This is a genomic window from Marinomonas sp. 5E14-1 (genome assembly GCF_039939215.1).
Lineage (GTDB): Bacteria > Pseudomonadota > Gammaproteobacteria > Pseudomonadales > Marinomonadaceae > Marinomonas.
The window spans coordinates 135041-150710 of the sequence record NZ_JBDXMW010000001.1; the positions used below are offsets into that span (position 1 = coordinate 135041).

The 15670-nt window shown below is 41.0% G+C and carries 18 protein-coding genes and 1 pseudogene; 11 read left to right on the forward strand and 8 right to left on the reverse strand.

Annotated elements, in window-relative coordinates; translation table 11 throughout:
* Positions 1 to 82: 82 nt before the first annotated feature.
* The 3 genes and pseudogenes from ABFY09_RS00620 to ABFY09_RS00630 form a co-directional block, all read right to left on the reverse strand.
* Positions 83 to 532, reverse strand: a complete 450-nt coding sequence (locus tag ABFY09_RS00620) for a GNAT family N-acetyltransferase (RefSeq protein ID WP_347982353.1) — start codon at positions 530 to 532, stop codon at positions 83 to 85.
* Positions 526 to 966, reverse strand: a complete 441-nt coding sequence (locus tag ABFY09_RS00625) for a VOC family protein (RefSeq protein WP_347982549.1) — start codon at positions 964 to 966, stop codon at positions 526 to 528. The genes ABFY09_RS00620 and ABFY09_RS00625 overlap by 7 nt, the downstream gene beginning before the upstream one ends.
* Positions 967 to 972: 6 nt before the next feature.
* A pseudogene (locus ABFY09_RS00630) lies at positions 973 to 1164 on the reverse strand (DUF6500 family protein); the annotation flags it as partial.
* A gap of 156 nt (positions 1165 to 1320) precedes the next feature.
* On the opposite strand from ABFY09_RS00630, the gene ABFY09_RS00635 reads away from it, so the two are divergent.
* From ABFY09_RS00635 to ABFY09_RS00650, 4 genes are all read left to right on the forward strand, one after another.
* Positions 1321 to 1581 carry a DUF4212 domain-containing protein gene (locus ABFY09_RS00635; RefSeq protein ID WP_347982354.1) on the forward strand — a complete coding sequence of 87 codons (261 nt, stop codon included), beginning with the start codon at positions 1321 to 1323 and terminating at the stop codon, positions 1579 to 1581.
* Between the two features lie 5 nt (positions 1582 to 1586).
* A complete protein-coding gene (locus tag ABFY09_RS00640; RefSeq protein ID WP_347982355.1) occupies positions 1587 to 3353 on the forward strand; it encodes a sodium:solute symporter family protein in 1767 nt (588 codons plus the stop codon).
* A gap of 154 nt (positions 3354 to 3507) precedes the next feature.
* Positions 3508 to 4044: a hypothetical protein gene (locus tag ABFY09_RS00645; RefSeq protein ID WP_347982356.1), complete on the forward strand. Its 537-nt coding sequence runs from the start codon at positions 3508 to 3510 to the stop codon at positions 4042 to 4044.
* A 277-nt stretch (positions 4045 to 4321) separates the two neighbouring features.
* On the forward strand, positions 4322 to 4525 hold the full coding sequence (locus ABFY09_RS00650) for a hypothetical protein (protein WP_347982357.1): 204 nt from the start codon (positions 4322 to 4324) through the stop codon (positions 4523 to 4525).
* A 112-nt stretch (positions 4526 to 4637) separates the two neighbouring features.
* On the opposite strand, the gene ABFY09_RS00655 is transcribed toward ABFY09_RS00650, so the two are convergent.
* A complete protein-coding gene (locus tag ABFY09_RS00655; protein WP_347982358.1) occupies positions 4638 to 5159 on the reverse strand; it encodes an Mpo1-like protein in 522 nt (173 codons plus the stop codon).
* A 141-nt stretch (positions 5160 to 5300) separates the two neighbouring features.
* On the opposite strand from ABFY09_RS00655, the gene ABFY09_RS00660 reads away from it, so the two are divergent.
* Complete coding sequence (locus tag ABFY09_RS00660; RefSeq protein ID WP_347982359.1) at positions 5301 to 5774, forward strand: GNAT family N-acetyltransferase; 474 nt, start codon at positions 5301 to 5303, stop codon at positions 5772 to 5774.
* Between the two features lie 75 nt (positions 5775 to 5849).
* Here the strand turns inward: ABFY09_RS00660 and ABFY09_RS00665 are convergent, their stop codons facing one another.
* The 3 genes from ABFY09_RS00665 to ABFY09_RS00675 form a co-directional block, all read right to left on the reverse strand.
* Positions 5850 to 6740, reverse strand: coding sequence for a polysaccharide lyase family 7 protein (locus ABFY09_RS00665; RefSeq protein ID WP_347982360.1), 891 nt, complete (start codon positions 6738 to 6740; stop codon positions 5850 to 5852).
* A gap of 39 nt (positions 6741 to 6779) precedes the next feature.
* The gene (locus ABFY09_RS00670) at positions 6780 to 7631 is read right to left on the reverse strand and encodes a histone deacetylase (protein WP_347982361.1); all 852 of its coding nucleotides are present in this window, start codon (positions 7629 to 7631) and stop codon (positions 6780 to 6782) included.
* A gap of 99 nt (positions 7632 to 7730) precedes the next feature.
* Complete coding sequence (locus ABFY09_RS00675) at positions 7731 to 8831, reverse strand: HD domain-containing phosphohydrolase (protein ID WP_347982362.1); 1101 nt, start codon at positions 8829 to 8831, stop codon at positions 7731 to 7733.
* Between the two features lie 301 nt (positions 8832 to 9132).
* Between ABFY09_RS00675 and ABFY09_RS00680 the strand changes: the two genes are divergently transcribed.
* Positions 9133 to 9357, forward strand: a complete 225-nt coding sequence (locus ABFY09_RS00680; protein ID WP_347982363.1) for a hypothetical protein — start codon at positions 9133 to 9135, stop codon at positions 9355 to 9357.
* A 4-nt stretch (positions 9358 to 9361) separates the two neighbouring features.
* Here ABFY09_RS00680 and ABFY09_RS00685 read toward each other — a convergent pair whose 3' ends face one another.
* Positions 9362 to 10063, reverse strand: coding sequence for a hypothetical protein (locus ABFY09_RS00685; RefSeq protein ID WP_347982364.1), 702 nt, complete (start codon positions 10061 to 10063; stop codon positions 9362 to 9364).
* Between the two features lie 204 nt (positions 10064 to 10267).
* Here ABFY09_RS00685 and miaB point away from each other — a divergent pair, with 204 nt between their 5' ends.
* From miaB to lnt, 5 genes are read left to right on the forward strand one after another with little or no spacing between them, the layout of a single operon-like run.
* On the forward strand, positions 10268 to 11623 hold the full coding sequence (miaB, locus tag ABFY09_RS00690; protein ID WP_347982365.1) for a tRNA (N6-isopentenyl adenosine(37)-C2)-methylthiotransferase MiaB: 1356 nt from the start codon (positions 10268 to 10270) through the stop codon (positions 11621 to 11623).
* 45 nt (positions 11624 to 11668) lie between these two features.
* Positions 11669 to 12730 (forward strand): PhoH family protein, encoded by a 1062-nt coding sequence (locus ABFY09_RS00695; protein WP_347982366.1) that lies wholly within the window; start codon positions 11669 to 11671, stop codon positions 12728 to 12730.
* Positions 12730 to 13194: an rRNA maturation RNase YbeY gene (gene ybeY / locus ABFY09_RS00700; RefSeq protein WP_347982367.1), complete on the forward strand. Its 465-nt coding sequence runs from the start codon at positions 12730 to 12732 to the stop codon at positions 13192 to 13194. Before ABFY09_RS00695 ends, ybeY begins: the two co-directional genes overlap by 1 nt.
* Positions 13195 to 13206: 12 nt before the next feature.
* Positions 13207 to 14073, forward strand: coding sequence for a transporter associated domain-containing protein (locus ABFY09_RS00705; protein WP_347982368.1), 867 nt, complete (start codon positions 13207 to 13209; stop codon positions 14071 to 14073).
* A 1-nt stretch (position 14074) separates the two neighbouring features.
* On the forward strand, positions 14075 to 15646 hold the full coding sequence (gene lnt, locus ABFY09_RS00710) for an apolipoprotein N-acyltransferase (protein WP_347982369.1): 1572 nt from the start codon (positions 14075 to 14077) through the stop codon (positions 15644 to 15646).
* The last annotated feature ends 24 nt before the right edge of the window (positions 15647 to 15670 follow it).

The window sequence follows — 15670 nt, forward strand, 5'->3', positions numbered from 1 at the left end:
GATACGATGCAATAATGGAAAACGCCAGAGAGGTAAAGCCACTCTGGCGTTCTTAGTTAGTACTTGTTTCTTTTTGGAATACCTAAGAAGACAAACCTGATAAAGTGACCTGCATTTTTCGATAAGGAATATCGCTTTTATAAAATCGTTCTCCCTGTGGCTGCATCCCAAATCGACGATAGAGTGACATGGCATTTTCTCTGGCATCACACCAAAACGTCTCGACTGAATACTGCTCAAGAAACGGCATAATATGCTGTAATAGAGCACTGCCAATCCCTTGTCCTTGATAGGCATCCAACGTCGCAAACTTTCGTAGACGAGCCGTCTTTCCATTAATAAAAATCGACGCTACGCACACTAAGTTTTGTCCAATAAACACACCAAAGTGATGACCTGTTTCATCATCATCTACTCGGCATTCATCCAGAGTTTTGCTTGGCCATAATACTTGATGACGAATCGGCAAGGCCTGCTCAACAGAAATAGGTAAAACCAGAATTTTTACTCGTGTTGTAGACATATTCACCATAACCACTCTACTCCGTCATAAGGATACTGTTTTAAAGACTCAAGGCGTGTCGCTAAAGAACCTGCATGGAGCTCCAATTTATGCCCATCAGGGTCTTCGATATACAATGAATCTCCTTCACTAGTATTTTCTTGCCAAATATTAACACTCTGAAACGCATCTTTCCGCGAAATCAATTGCATCGCTTTAGGTTCATAGGTAAAGGCAACATGGCTGTAATCTTGACTTGGTGATGGAGTACCAATAGTCAAGCACAACCAACAGTCACCATAAGATAAATAAGCGCCTCGGTTCCAACGCACTTCTCCCTTAAACCCCAGTAAGTCTCGATAAAAACGTAAAGAGACATCTAAATCCAAAACACTCAAAGTCAAGTGATTAAAACCAATCGCTTTAGCTTCTTGGTATTCAACACCTTCTAGAGCCTTCACCATTGCATAGATTTTTGTGGCTTTTTCAAAGTGATTCAATTGATGTTTTTCAATCCACCAGCGAGCCACTTCCATCAACGCAACAGGATCGTCATTTTTATTCGCAAAAAAAGCATAAAAGGAAACCTGAACGCCCTCGCCTTTTTGCTTTATTTTGTCTGCACATACCGACAAAATCTTGTCTCTCATCCTTATATTCATAATTCTTATCTCTTTTATTCCCAAGCTTTACGCGCGAATCATGTGCAGTACAAACATGATAAAGAATACCTTTATGAGACTAAAGTCTGACTTCTTATTAAACGGACGCCTGCTAAATTAACCAGGCGTATAAAAATAATTATAAGGAGATCGACAATGTCAGATCATAACAATAATGCAGAAAAATACTGGCAAGCAAACTTACGGCTGATCTTGGGTAGCTTAGTGGTTTGGGCTCTCGCCTCTTATGGCTGTGCCATCATACTTCGTCCTATGCTTTCGGGCATTATTATTGGAGGTGCTGATTTAGGCTTCTGGTTTGCTCAGCAAGGTTCCATCCTCGTATTCATCATTTTGACCTTCTTCTACGCTTGGAGAATGAACAAACTTGATGAAGAATTTGGCCTTCAGGAGTAAGTCGTATGGATCAGTTTACTATTAATCTAATTTTCGTCGGTGGCTCTTTTGCGCTTTATTTCGGCATTGCGATTTGGGCAAGAGCTGGATCAACAAAAGAATTCTATGTCGCTGGTGGCGGCGTTCACCCTGTCCTAAATGGTATGGCGACTGCCGCAGACTGGATGTCTGCCGCCTCCTTTATATCCATGGCCGGGCTCATTGCTGCAGGCGGTTACGCTAACTCAACCTATCTAATGGGTTGGACTGGCGGTTATGTTTTGCTTGCTATGCTATTAGCACCTTATTTGCGCAAGTTTGGCAAATTTACTGTGCCAGATTTCATTGGTGATCGTTTCTACAGCAGCACTGCTCGCTTAGTTGCCGTAGCATGTTTGATCATTGCTTCAGTAACATACGTTATCGGTCAAATGACTGGTGCTGGCGTGGCTTTCTCTCGCTTCTTAGAAGTAGACAATAATACCGGTTTAATCATCGCTGCTGTTGTGGTGTTCTTCTACGCAGTATTGGGCGGTATGAAAGGTATTACCTATACTCAGGTTGCTCAGTATGTCGTATTGATCATCGCTTACACAATTCCAGCGGTTTTCATCTCTCTACAATTAACAGACACTTTCATTCCTGCTATTGGTCTGTTCTCGACTCATGCGGAGTCTGGCGTGCCTTTATTGCAGAAATTGGATGAAGTGGTGCGTGAACTTGGTTTCCAAGATTACACCGCCGATGTGGATAACAAGCTAAACATGATTCTGTTTACTCTATCCTTGATGATAGGTACTGCAGGTCTGCCGCACGTTATCATTCGATTCTTCACAGTACCTAAAGTTGCCGACGCTCGTTGGTCTGCTGGTTGGGCGTTAGTATTCATCGCATTGTTGTACCTAACAGCACCTGCTGTTGCATCTATGGCTCGTTTAAATCTATTAACAACTATTTACCCATCTGGCCCAACAGAACAACCAATTGAATACGCTGAACGTCCTGATTGGGTTCAAACTTGGGAAACAACAGGTTTAATCAAGTTTGAAGACAAAAACGGTGACGGCCTAGTTCAATTTTACAATGACGTTCCTGCTTTCCAAGAAGAAGCAACAGCTCGTGGTTGGGAAGGTAATGAATTGGTTGTTAACCGTGACATTCTAGTATTGGCTAACCCAGAAATTGCGAACTTGCCAAGTTGGGTTATTGGTCTGATTGCTGCAGGTGGTCTTGCGGCAGCGCTATCAACCGCAGCGGGTTTATTGCTCGCGATTTCCTCCGCAATCAGTCATGACTTAATAAAAGGTTCGATAAACCCTAATATCAGTGATAAAGGTGAGCTTAGGGTAGCAAGGGTCTCCATGTTCGTCGCCATCGCCGTCGCAACCTACTTGGGAATGAACCCTCCAGGCTTTGCAGCTCAGGTAGTTGCTTTGGCATTCGGTATCGCAGCGGCTTCTATCTTCCCTGCTTTGATGATGGGTATCTTCTCCAAACGTGTGAATAGTACAGGGGCCGTTGCCGGTATGCTGGCAGGTTTGATCTCTACCTTGGTTTATATCTTCCTATTCCTTGGTTGGTTCTTTATTCCTGGAACAGCGTCTTTCGCCAACACGCCAGATAACTGGTTGTTCGGTGTATCACCATTGTCATTCGGTGCCATTGGTGCAGTGATTAACTTTACGGTTGCGTTCATTGTTTCTTCTATGACTGCGCCACCACCAAAAGAGATCCAAGACCTTGTTGAAAGCGTTCGTTACCCACAAGGTGCTGGCGGTGCGGTTGATCATTAATCAATGTTGATATTCACTAGCGTGAAAAAGCGCTAGTGCAACAACGCACTATCTGTAATGATCGAGCCTTCTACTCTTAGAATCAGAATGTAGAAGGCTCGATTCCTTAACACCTTTTCTAATAAACAACCCTTAATTAAAAAAGAGAAGATTTATGATTTGGGAACTCATTGCGACGATTTTTGCCGGCGTCGGCGGCGCGGGTATTGCCCTACTCATCAGAAAACTATCTAAACAAATGACGCCAAAATGGCTAGTTCCTGCATTTGCAGGTATGGCTATGCTGGGGTTTCAAATACAAGGTGAATACGACTGGTACGATCATCAAACAAGCTTATTACCTGATGGCGTGGTGGTTGTAAAAGCCGTTGAGGAAGAAGCACCATGGCGACCTTGGAGCTATGTATTTCCTCAAACAATGCGATTTATTGCAGCGGATGTGTCGAATTCTGCGAAGAATAAAGTTGATCCAAGCTTAGTTCTTGTAGATTTATACTTTTTTGAGCGTCGCAGCCTAGCAAAACGAGTCCCTCAAATCATTGACTGCGTAAACGAAGCAAGAACAGATTTCACACAAAACTTCAGCGCTTCTACACATAATTCAGCGACTTCAGACAACCCTGTTAACTCATCAACTAGTTGGTTTCCTCTTGAAAGCAACGATCCTTTAATTACAGCCCTTTGCAGTTAATTATTTATAACTATTGTTTTGTATTCTTATCGCCCTAAAGCCAACCCTTCTAGGGCGGTTTTATTTTAAGCTGACACAAAGAAAGCAGACTTTCAAAGTTGTTTATTACCTCAATGAACTTTGACCGTTTCGAGTCTAAGAAATAGTACTTCTGAACAAAGGGTTAGTTTTTTTCATCTATAACGGTATTTTTTATCGTTTGTCATCATTCCTAGTGGCGCCTATTATTTAACCATCAAAAGCAAAAATTTTTAACCAAAACCACTAGGGGCACATTATGAAAAACACTCAATCAATCATTTTACTACTTGAGGCAGTTGATACTTCACACATGACTGAAGCAGAGAAATATGCAATGTTCGCTAATGCAGAACGTGCTGAATATCTATCATCTGGTATCGTTTCTTTAGCAAAATCAATCAAGAAAGTTTTCGCTAATCTTAAAACTAACTTGAACCCACGCACTCTTAAGCACGCATAATATTATCAGCAATTCTAAGTATCTGTTGGTTTAGATCAACAAACTAGCTCACTCCAATGGAATGGTCGCGAGAATAAAAATATCAGCGCACCACCCATTCATTTTTTCCTTTCTACTTTTCTAATCCTTCATATTTATTCTTCTGCTTACAAAAAGCATGGATTTCCTGTTTCCAATATCTCTTGACCCCCAGCAAAAACAAAACCTCAACCACAACAAATAACGACCCAATGACCAAGCCAATAATGCCATCAATAAATGCCGGTTTCTTACCTTCGAGGTAATGAACAATGAGCTGGATTATCCACCCGGTAACAAACAAACCAATGCCTATACTTAACCAGACGACTATTTCTTGTGATGTAATATAGCTTGAAAGATATAAAGACAGCCCTATAAGAAACACCATCAGCAAGCCAACAACTTCATCTAAAAATAAGTAAAACATTTCAGATATCATAGCGGTAATTAAAACGGGGGTAAGTTCTATGCCAAAGACAGAAAATTTCGGATGAGATAACAAAACCGTAATCGCCACCAAAATCATTGGACTTCCTATAAAATGGGTCACGATATTTTTACGATGTTGATGATAGAAAGCGTATGGTGATAGATATTCAAGTATGGTTTTCATATGAATCTTTTTATTAAAATTATTTTGGACATAATTAAAACGCATTTCTAACGGGAATAATGAATCACTTTAAGCATATGAATATGAATATGAATATGAATATTTTTAAATTAACAACACAAGCTAGTTAGGAAGTGCATAATGCTGAAATGGCGCTGTAAATTATTTGACGAACTCTCTCTACATGAACTCTACGATTTACTGAAAATTCGTACTGATGTATTCGTTGTAGAGCAAAATTGCCCTTATCCAGAGCTAGACAATATCGATAAACATTCTGAAACTAAGCATTTATTCACCTTAGACAAAGACAAGCCTGTCGCTTACGCCAGAATAATCGCGCCTGAAATCAGCTACCCGTCACACTCAAGTATTGGTCGAGTGCTTGTTGTTGAAGAACACAGACAATATAAAATTGGTCATGAGCTTATCGATCAAGCTATAGGCGTTTGCCGTAATACATGGCCAACTACCTCAATCAAAATAGGAGCGCAATCACGTCTTGAAAACTTTTATCAATCTCATGGTTTTATGACGTCATCTATACCTTACATGGAAGATGGGATAGAACACATATCTATGATACTAACTGTTCCAAGTGAGAAAGGTGATTAAATAGAAGGCAGTCTTTGATATGTAGAAGCCCTGCTTACTGAAAACCAAGGCTTCTACATATAAAGATCATTTTAATTAGTGCATTACTTTAAGATCATAAAAGGTAGCCTGAGCATAATCGTCCGGCTCACCTGATTTGTTTTGATTGTACACACCAGCTTTGAAATACATGTACTGACCACCTTCATCGTAACCGCTGGCGCTCATATCAGTCACTTTCACAATATCAGCTTTGCTTGGACGCATGATGGTCACTGTTAGCTTGTTACCAACAACATCAATTCGGTAACTGAATTTCTCATCTAGAGCAACGCCATCTTTTGGGTTTTCTGCTCTATCACTTCGACTGCCAATCAACTCAACATACACTTCTTCGTTCACTCTAGGCTCATGGGCATAATAAATAGAGCCAAGTGCGTTGCCAGGCAGCTTACGATAATAAATACGTACAGGTTCATCATCATTCGCGTGGATTTGACCGATGATAACTCGACCAATTTGATATGCTTTACCCGTTGTTGTGACATGGTTAATAGCAAGTGTGGCTTCCATGGAACCATCTACGGCACCAGCATTCTCTAAGTCTTTCTCTGGCGCAGTTGAAAACACCCAATTGTTACCACCAACGCCTTTTGTTTTATAACTTGTATCTCCGCGACGAATCATTTCACGCAATTCTGAGCGTGTATAAGTTGTATTTTTTGAGGTTTTAGCCCCCTCCACAGGTGACTTAAATACCATACCACCGTCGTCATTGAGGTAAAAAAACTCAGATGATACATAGCCCGCATCCAACTGTTTTTCTTTAATTTGATCAGACTTACCATCCCCATCCTCGTCTACTGGAACACTAAGTGTCCAACCCAATAAATCAAACTTGGTTGATGGTGCTTCTGCAGCGATCACAGCATTACTGGATACAACAGACACCAATAGCAAGCTCTTAATTAAAAGACCTCTTTTCATGTTTGCCTCAAATTTTACATTTTCTAATCAAATCCCTGACTATTTCAGGTGCTCATTCCAAACCTGATTGGCAGCTTGATGAAGTAAACTGTGTCGCCAAGCTACTTTCTCCTCCTGCCTGTCGTACCCTCCACCGATAACGCAAGCGGTTGGAATATTAAGGGTCATGCAAGCATTAATAACATACTTATCTCTTTCTAAAATACCGTTATCCGTTAAATTCACATACCCAAGTCGATCGTCTTGATGAACATCGACACCTGCATCATAGAAAATAAAATCCGGTTGGTACTCTTGCAAAATATTAGGGAGCGTCTCTTTAAGAATATCTAGATAATCCGAATCACCTGTTCCTTTTGGAATCGGTATGTTTATTCCCGCTGTTTTTTTAATGGCTGGGTAGTTTTCCTCACAATGCCAAGACACAGGAATAATGTCCTCTCGCCCTTCAAAAAAAGCAATTGTTCCATCTCCTTGATGAACATCACAATCAAGTATCAGCACTTTCTTAGCTTTATCTGTAGCAACCAAATTAAAGGCTGCGACAGCAAGATCATTAAAGATACAAAAGCCTGAACCTGAGGCCGGATGAGCATGATGCGTTCCTCCAGCAAGGTGACACGCAAGACCATGTTGAAATGCAAGTTCACTTGTAAGCAAGGTTCCAGAAACAGCGCGCAAAGTACGCTCAACCAACCATTCAGACCAAGGTAAACCAATTTCCTTGACCTCCAACGCCGTAAGCTCTCCTCGAATGAAACGCTGCACATAACCAGGGTCGTGAGCTTGCATCAAGGTCGTAAGTGAAAGTGGCTCTGGGTTATATTCATTTTCATTGGTTAAAATGCCTTGCTCACGCAAGATTTCAGCCAGAAAACGAAACTTAGACATAGGAAATCTATGTCTAGCTGGAAAAGGGATACTGTAGTGAGGATGAAAAACAAGAGGCAATAATCGGTTATTCATATTGAAAGAAGGGCCAACAGCATATTATCGGCTTTTCGCCACTAGGGCTTTACGCATTGCAGAGTTAAAAGACTGAATTAGATGAGGTGGAAATGCCTTTCCACTTTCTAAATTCACCATTTGAATGGCTCGCATGGCACTTTTATTGTATTCCTTGCCGGATTTCCCCCAAACGATATCAAGAAACATAACCGCCATAGAGATAATAAATGCGCCTTGTGGAATTAAAGAGCCAATTAAACCGTCTGGTAAACCAGTGCCATCAAATCGTTCTTTATGATGCTTTACCATTAAAGCGGCGTTTTCCCAACCTTCATGTTTAGCTAATAATTGAGCACCAACCATAGGATGATTCAACTGGGCATGCTTTTTCGCTTCTTCATTATCACTACAATTCAGAATTTGGGCCTTTCCCATATTATGCATGTAAGCAGCAGCGCTCAATTGCACAGGATCGACAGGCCCATCGCACTCAGAATTAATCAACTGACATAGTTTAAGAATCCTCTCGCTTCTTTCATTAGAAAAGCCAAGCAACCGATTCAATTTTTGACTGAAACCTGAAAATAAATCAATGTCTGCCTGCTGGCTGTCAGAATACTCAACCTTGATAATGAGTGACTGTGATTCTGTCTCTTCCTCCTCTTCATAAAGCTCTTGATCACATTTTTTTAATAAGCTCACGGTCAATACCAAACGTTTAGCTTCGTCTTCTTCTTTGTAAATAGAGTCTAGGCTATTCTTTAGAATGTCTCGCATCTCACTTTCAGCAACGTGAAACTGGTAGATCTCTTTTAAAAGGATAAAAGTTTTTTCAATCACACATTTGATCAATTCACCTAAATGTAGGTGATATTGAATATAACCACCTCTCATACCGTCAACGATTTCTTCTAATCTATGTAAAATATCGACCAAAGGATCCAAAAAACAAACAGAGCAGTTTCCCTTCATACTGTGAAGGGAACGAAATAATTGATCTAACTTTTCAAATGAAAAGCCATCTTTGTCGATCGAAATAAGGATATTCTCTATTTCTTCTTGCGCCTCTACATAGCATTCCAACAAATCATCTTTTAGCTCTTTTTCTAACCCTGAAAACTCTTTACACGCAAAGTGACTCATATCTATATTCCATTAGAATAACGAATATTTCCTCAAACATTGAGACTATTTTTCAAAACATCTGGTAACTTTAAGACAATCAGTAAAAATTTAACACCTAATTTATACTAGTCGATAAAATTCTCACAATCGTGAATATATTGTATGTTTTCAATCAAATTAGCCCATTATGACAAACTATTGGATCATAAAATCTGGGGCAGATGCTTTTTCCATTGATGACTTGAAGTACTTGCAGAGCTCATCATGAGAAGTACAAGGAGCCCAAGCATAAACCTCGCATTATCCAAGATGAAAGCAAGTGTCCGATGTACTCACTGATCAACTTTCTATTCTAGACGAGAGAATAAAAGTCATTGGATATGGGGACTCCAAACCACTTCAATCAAACCGTACGTTGGAAAGTAGAAAGAGTAATCGTCGCGTAGAAATCATAATTGGGGAGTGTTTACCACTTACTAAAGAAACGCCCTTACCGAAATGGACTATTCAAAGTCTAGACACAGAAACAACACCAGATGACTAAAAACTTAATGAAACTTTTTTTCTCGTTGCTGCAAAGAGACATTATGGTCAAAGTAATATTGAAAGATAACACCTAAGTAATCATAGCCTTCGCCTGTTCTGAATATGACTCCAACGCTTCCCTTCTGCTCATATTTCTTGGGTTGGAAGTAGGTCTCGAGACGCCAACCTATATTCCCTTCACCGTATTCTTCTCTATATAAGGAGATCCGCTGATCTTCATTGATATAATAGCCAGCCCCAAAACGAGAGCTTGTCACATTGCTTAATGTCAATTCGTTTGAAATATAATGAGCCGACAAAGAGAAGCTATCGATAAATAGTTCTCCAATAACCTGCCCCATTAATTCTCGCTCAACATCTAAGCTTTCATCCATGGGCTCTAACTCGCTAAAACCTAAGCCAAAACCTATTCGCCCATAACGATTACTCAAAAACCAGTTGGAAGACAATTCAGATTGAGCAAAATTTTCTTCAGTTGAACCTGTGACCAAATAGTTACTATTTAACAACACCTGAGTGGATATATGTTCCGCCACAGGCATATTAATAGCGAAATCTATGTTCACCAGCGAGTCATTATCTAATACGCCATAACCTAGACCAAACACAAAGTTAGGGTGTTCTACTTCTGCATAAAGAGGGTGAGGAATAGCACCAACACAGATTAAAAACATCAACACAGAAGCAGGAAAATAAGTTTTCAAAACGTCTCCAAAACCAATCCATTAGCTCAACCATTCTGACCTCTCTTGATTAAAAGCTCTAGTCAGAAAAAGTATGACTCTCTCACGTTACTTTTTTTAATTAAAAGCACAGGGAATTCATAACAGCTCTGGGCTTCCAGAGCAAAGCCCAATATAATAACCTCAAAGTCGATTAGACGAACTCTTTTTAGGTTTATAGGTTACATGGCAAAGAAACTTTTTATCCAAACTCATGGCTGTCAAATGAACGAATACGATTCTTCTCGTATGGCAGATTTACTTGGCGAAAGCCATGAAATGGAACTAACAGACAACGCAGACGAAGCAGACGTACTACTTCTAAACACTTGTTCTATTCGTGAAAAAGCACAGGACAAGGTATATCACCAACTTGGACGCTGGAAAAAGCTAAAGCAGAAAAATCCAGACCTTGTGATTGGTGTTGGGGGTTGTGTTGCAAGCCAAGAAGGCGACGCAATACGCAAGCGAGCTAAACACGTAGACATGATTTTTGGGCCTCAAACACTGCATAAGCTGCCGGAAATGGTCAATGCAGCAGGTAGCCAAATCCCAATTACCGACGTCACTTTCCCTGAGATTGAGAAATTCGACCACCTTCCTGCGCCTCGCGTAGAAGGCGCAGAAGCTTTTGTTTCTATTATGGAAGGTTGTAGCAAATACTGTACTTTCTGTGTCGTACCTTACACTCGCGGTGAAGAAGTTAGCCGACCATTTGATAGCATTCTTGTCGAAGTGGCTCAATTAGCGGAACAAGGTGTGCGCGAAATCCATTTATTAGGTCAAAACGTCAACGCATATCGTGGTGAATCACCTGAAGGTGATGAAACAGATCTTGCCGATATTATTCACGCGGTGGCGCAAATTGATGGTATTGAACGTATTCGCTTTACGACGTCTCACCCAGTTGAATTTACGGACAGCCTCATTGAAGCTTTCCGAACTGAACCTAAACTGGTAAGCCACTTACACTTGCCAGTGCAAAGTGGTGCTGACAACATTTTAAGTGCGATGAAACGTGGACACGATCGTCAATACTACATTGATAAGATCAACCGCATCAAAGAAGCTCGCCCTGGTATCAGCCTATCTTCTGACTTCATTATCGGCTTCCCTGGCGAAACTGATGACGACTTCATTGATACTATGAATCTAATTCAAGAAATTGGCTTTGATCACTCTTTCAGCTTTGTTTATAGCCAACGCCCTGGTACTCCAGCGTCTGATTTAGAAGACGATACGCCAGAAGACGTGAAGAAAGAACGTCTTTCTATTCTACAACGTCGTATCAGCCAGCAAGCCTATGACATTAGTTTAGCTATGGTTGGTGAAGTGAAACGTATTCTGGTCAGTGGTTATTCACCTCGTGATCCAGGACAACTTCAAGGCCGAACAGAGAATAATCGAATTGTGAACTTCCGAGCATTCGACCCGCAACTGATTGGCAAATTTGCGGATGTCGTTATCACAGATGCTTACCCTAATTCTCTGCTTGGTGAATTAGTTGGTTCTGAACTCGACACTGACTTTGTACTTCAATAAGCTTTATACTGAAAAGCTTTTTACCTAAATAGACAAAGGCAAACCTTGGAAATTACACAGACAACTCAACAAACTCGTCTAACTCCAGCTAATGCTGATGCTTTGGCTGGCCTTTGTGGTCAGCTCGATGAAAATATCAAACTAATAGAAAAACGCTTGGGTATTTCTATTCAGTATCGAGCAGACCTCTTTAGTATTTCTGGCGATGATTCAGAGCACGTAGCAGCAGCTAAGATGCTTCTTGAAAACCTTTACCGAGAAGCTCTTGCCAGTAAACAAGTTTCACCTGAAACCATTCACTTGTACCTTCAAGAATCGGCTATTGAATCTCTTACTAACAGCAAAAGAGAGAGAAATGATCAGGTTGTGATTAAAACTCGAAAAGCCTACATCAAACCAAAAGGTGCAAACCAACAAGGCTATGTAAAGCAAATTCGCCAACACGATATTAACTTTGGTATCGGTCCTGCTGGAACAGGAAAAACCTACTTGGCCGTTGCTTGTGCCGTTGAAGCCTTAGAAGCGGATCGAGTCGAGCGTATTATGTTGGTTCGACCTGCCGTTGAAGCTGGCGAAAAGCTGGGGTTTTTACCAGGCGATTTGTCACAAAAAATCGACCCTTACCTACGCCCTCTTTACGATGCTTTATATGAAATGCTTGGCTTTGAGCTAGTCGATAAGCTGATTGAGAAAAATGTCATCGAAATTGCTCCTCTTGCTTTTATGCGCGGACGTACACTCAATAACGCTTTCATTATTCTCGACGAAAGCCAGAACACCACACGAGAGCAGATGAAGATGTTCCTCACTCGTATCGGCTTCGGTTCAACTGCTGTGATTACAGGTGATACGACACAGGTTGATTTACCTCGTGGTACGTCTTCTGGTTTGGCTCACGCCATGCATGTTTTGAAAGGCGTGAATGGCATTAGCATGGCTATGTTCAATTCTTCCGATGTGGTTCGTCACCCAATTGTCCAACGCATTGTTGAAGCTTATGATCGTTTTGATATCGAAGAAGAAGCCGAAAAGAAAGCACTTAATGAAGCACGCCGCGCAGCCCAAGCTGAGCTGGTATCCAGCGACAAAACTGCAGGTAAAGAGTAATGCCACACTTGGACTTAGACCTACAAATAGCTACTGATGCTGTAGACAACTTGCCAAGTGAAGCTGATTTCAGACTCTGGGTAGAAAAAGCACTGCCAACATCTGGTGATGAATTTGAAATAACCATTCGAATCGTAGATGAAGAAGAAAGTCACGCTCTCAATCATGAATATAGAGGCAAAGACAAGCCAACAAATGTACTTTCTTTTCCATTTGAAGCACCACCTGGGCTAGAACTACCATTATTAGGAGACCTAGTCATTTGCACTCAAGTTGTCGAAAAAGAAGCAAAAGAACAACAAAAACCCTTACTTCATCATTGGGCACATATGACTGTTCATGGTATCTTGCATTTACGTGGTTATGACCATATAAATGATGATGAAGCAGAAGAAATGGAATCAATAGAGACCGAGCTCTTAGCCTCTCTGTCCATTTCCGACCCATATTTGATAAAAGAGTGAGTTAACACCCTAATGAGCGATGACCGATCGAGTTTACCTAACGATCAACAAAAATCTTGGTTTGAGCGTTTAACGCAAGCCTTCAATGATGAACCACGCAGCCGAGGCGATATCGTTAAATTGCTAGAAGCCGCTGTAAAATCCGACATTATAGACAAAGATGCTTTCACTATTGTTGAAGGCGCTCTAGAAGTATCGGAAGTGCAAGCACGTGACATCATGATTCCACCATCACAAATGGTCGTCATTAAGTCTGAGGATGATCCAAAAACATCGATTCGAAAAGTAATCGATTCCTCCCATTCTCGCTTCCCTGTTGTCGGGGAAGATTCAGACGAAATACTCGGCGTATTATTAGCAAAAGACTTACTTCCTTTATTATTCAAAGAAGAAGGCATTTCAAACGAGGACATTCTTGCTCGTTTGCGCCCTGCCAATTTCATTCCTGAAAGTAAACGCCTTAATGTTTTGCTTAACGACTTCAGAACCAAACGCAATCATATGGCATTAGTGCTAGATGAATATGGTAGTGTATCTGGTTTGGTTACCATTGAAGACGTACTTGAACAGATCGTCGGTGAAATTGAAGATGAAACCGATAAGCACGAAGATGAAAGTATTCAGATCACAGGCGAGCCAGGTGTGTATTTGGTTCCTGCTCTTTGCAGCATAGAAGATTTCAATGAGTTCTTTAAAGTCGAGCTTAACGAAGAAGAGTTCGATACTGTTGGTGGTATTTTGGTTCAACAATTTGGTCATGTACCATTGCGAGATGAAGAGCTGATTTTCAACGGCTTCCATTTCCGTATCGTTAAATCCGATGGACGACGAATCAAAACGATTCAAGTTTCAAAACCAACACAAGAAACCTCAGAATAATATGTCAGCTTCCCACCCCGACTTAACAAACCACAAGACGGGGCGGGAGCCTCGCCTTCTTAAATTACTCAACCAAGCGTCTCTTAAAGTAACCACTCTAATCGGCCTTATTGCAGGTGCATTAGGTGTCACCAGTTTCGCGCCTTTTCATTTTTGGCCTGGTTACTTTATTAGCCTAATCACCTTTACGCTATTCATCTTAAGCAGTCCGACGGCCAAAACAGCCAGTCAACGCGGCACATCTGTTGCCTTAGGTTTCTTTGGTGCTGGGGTTTCATGGGTTTACGTCAGCATTGCAGAATATGGTCAAGTGGGCGTTATTATTGCCGCTTTGATCACACTGGCTTTTATTGCGGTACTTTGCCTATTTTGGGCTTTTTCAGCGTGGCTATCTTGGCGCTTAATGAACAAATTCTCTCAACTACCAACCAGTATTTGGGCCACTCTTGCCCTACTCTTAGGTGAATTTGCTAGAAGCACTCTCTTCACTGGCTTCCCTTGGCTACTGCCAGGTTATGCGATTGAAAATACTTGGTTGTTTGAGTTGCTGCCAATTGGTGGTATCTGGCTATCAAGCACTATTGTAATTTTAACAGCCAGTACTATTGCCAGTTTATTGTTAAAAAAGTCCAATCATATAGCCCCAGCGCTAACAGTTCTTGCTATTTGGGCTGGTGCAGCACTTTTAAGTTATTTTCCTGTTTCATGGGTTGAAGAAACAGGCTCATTAAAAGCTACTTTGATTCAAGGAAATGTGAAACAAGATGAGAAGTGGCTTGCACACATGGCAGGTAAATCTCTTGCTGAGTACCAGCAAACCACAATGGAACACTTAGACAGTGATTTTGTAGTTTGGCCAGAAACAGCCATTACTTATGCTTATTCACAAATAAGACCTCACTTGTCTTCGTTCAGCCAAGAACTTGCTAACAGTAACACTACTTTAATTACAGGTGTTCCTGATATCAGCGACGATGGAAAAGATTACTACAATGCTATTTGGGCAACAGGTAATGGCTTTGGGCTTTATTACAAACAAAGACTCGTTCCCTTTGGCGAATACATACCGCTTGGTGATTACATTGGTCCTTTGCTTGATATTTTCCAAATGCCAATTTCCAACTTCAAATCAGGTGACGATAATCAACCTGTTTTGCAAGTTGGAGAATGGGGCATTGCGCCTTTTATCTGCTATGAAATTGTTTATGCCGAGCAAGTACGGCGCATGGTAAGAGACAGCGACTTTTTAATCACCATCAGTAATGATGGCTGGTTCGGCACTTCTTTTGGTCCTTGGCAACACTTACAAATCGCGCAATTTAGAGCCAAAGAAGCAGGTCGCTATTTGATTCGAGCAACCAATACAGGTGTCACTGCGTTTATTAACGAGAAAGGGGAAATTGTTGCTCAAGCACCACAATTTGAGCAAACCACACTCACCGCTGAAGCAAAAGCTTTTACAGGTATAACGCCTTATGTCAGCTTTGGTTATTGGCCGACCTTGATCTTATTGACATTCTGCGTTGTGTTTTCCTATTTGGGTGGCTTGTTCATTAAACGAAAAAATAACTAATCATGTAAAAAAGAGTGAGCCACT

Excerpts from the sequence above, each read along its gene's own strand:
- ABFY09_RS00620 (WP_347982353.1), bottom strand. The coding sequence starts at position 532 with ATGGTGAATATGTCTACAACACGAGTAAAAATTCTGGTTTTACCTATT.
- ABFY09_RS00625 (WP_347982549.1), bottom strand. The coding sequence starts at position 966 with ATGGTGAAGGCTCTAGAAGGTGTTGAATACCAAGAAGCTAAAGCGATT.
- ABFY09_RS00635 (WP_347982354.1), top strand. The coding sequence starts at position 1,321 with ATGTCAGATCATAACAATAATGCAGAAAAATACTGGCAAGCAAACTTA.
- ABFY09_RS00640 (WP_347982355.1), top strand. The coding sequence starts at position 1,587 with ATGGATCAGTTTACTATTAATCTAATTTTCGTCGGTGGCTCTTTTGCG.
- ABFY09_RS00645 (WP_347982356.1), top strand. The coding sequence starts at position 3,508 with ATGATTTGGGAACTCATTGCGACGATTTTTGCCGGCGTCGGCGGCGCG.
- ABFY09_RS00650 (WP_347982357.1), top strand. The coding sequence starts at position 4,322 with ATGAAAAACACTCAATCAATCATTTTACTACTTGAGGCAGTTGATACT.
- ABFY09_RS00655 (WP_347982358.1), bottom strand. The coding sequence starts at position 5,159 with ATGAAAACCATACTTGAATATCTATCACCATACGCTTTCTATCATCAA.
- ABFY09_RS00660 (WP_347982359.1), top strand. The coding sequence starts at position 5,301 with ATGCTGAAATGGCGCTGTAAATTATTTGACGAACTCTCTCTACATGAA.
- ABFY09_RS00665 (WP_347982360.1), bottom strand. The coding sequence starts at position 6,740 with ATGAAAAGAGGTCTTTTAATTAAGAGCTTGCTATTGGTGTCTGTTGTA.
- ABFY09_RS00670 (WP_347982361.1), bottom strand. The coding sequence starts at position 7,631 with ATGTCTAAGTTTCGTTTTCTGGCTGAAATCTTGCGTGAGCAAGGCATT.
- ABFY09_RS00675 (WP_347982362.1), bottom strand. The coding sequence starts at position 8,831 with ATGAGTCACTTTGCGTGTAAAGAGTTTTCAGGGTTAGAAAAAGAGCTA.
- miaB (WP_347982365.1), top strand. The coding sequence starts at position 10,268 with ATGGCAAAGAAACTTTTTATCCAAACTCATGGCTGTCAAATGAACGAA.
- ybeY (WP_347982367.1), top strand. The coding sequence starts at position 12,730 with ATGCCACACTTGGACTTAGACCTACAAATAGCTACTGATGCTGTAGAC.
- ABFY09_RS00705 (WP_347982368.1), top strand. The coding sequence starts at position 13,207 with ATGAGCGATGACCGATCGAGTTTACCTAACGATCAACAAAAATCTTGG.
- lnt (WP_347982369.1), top strand. The coding sequence starts at position 14,075 with ATGTCAGCTTCCCACCCCGACTTAACAAACCACAAGACGGGGCGGGAG.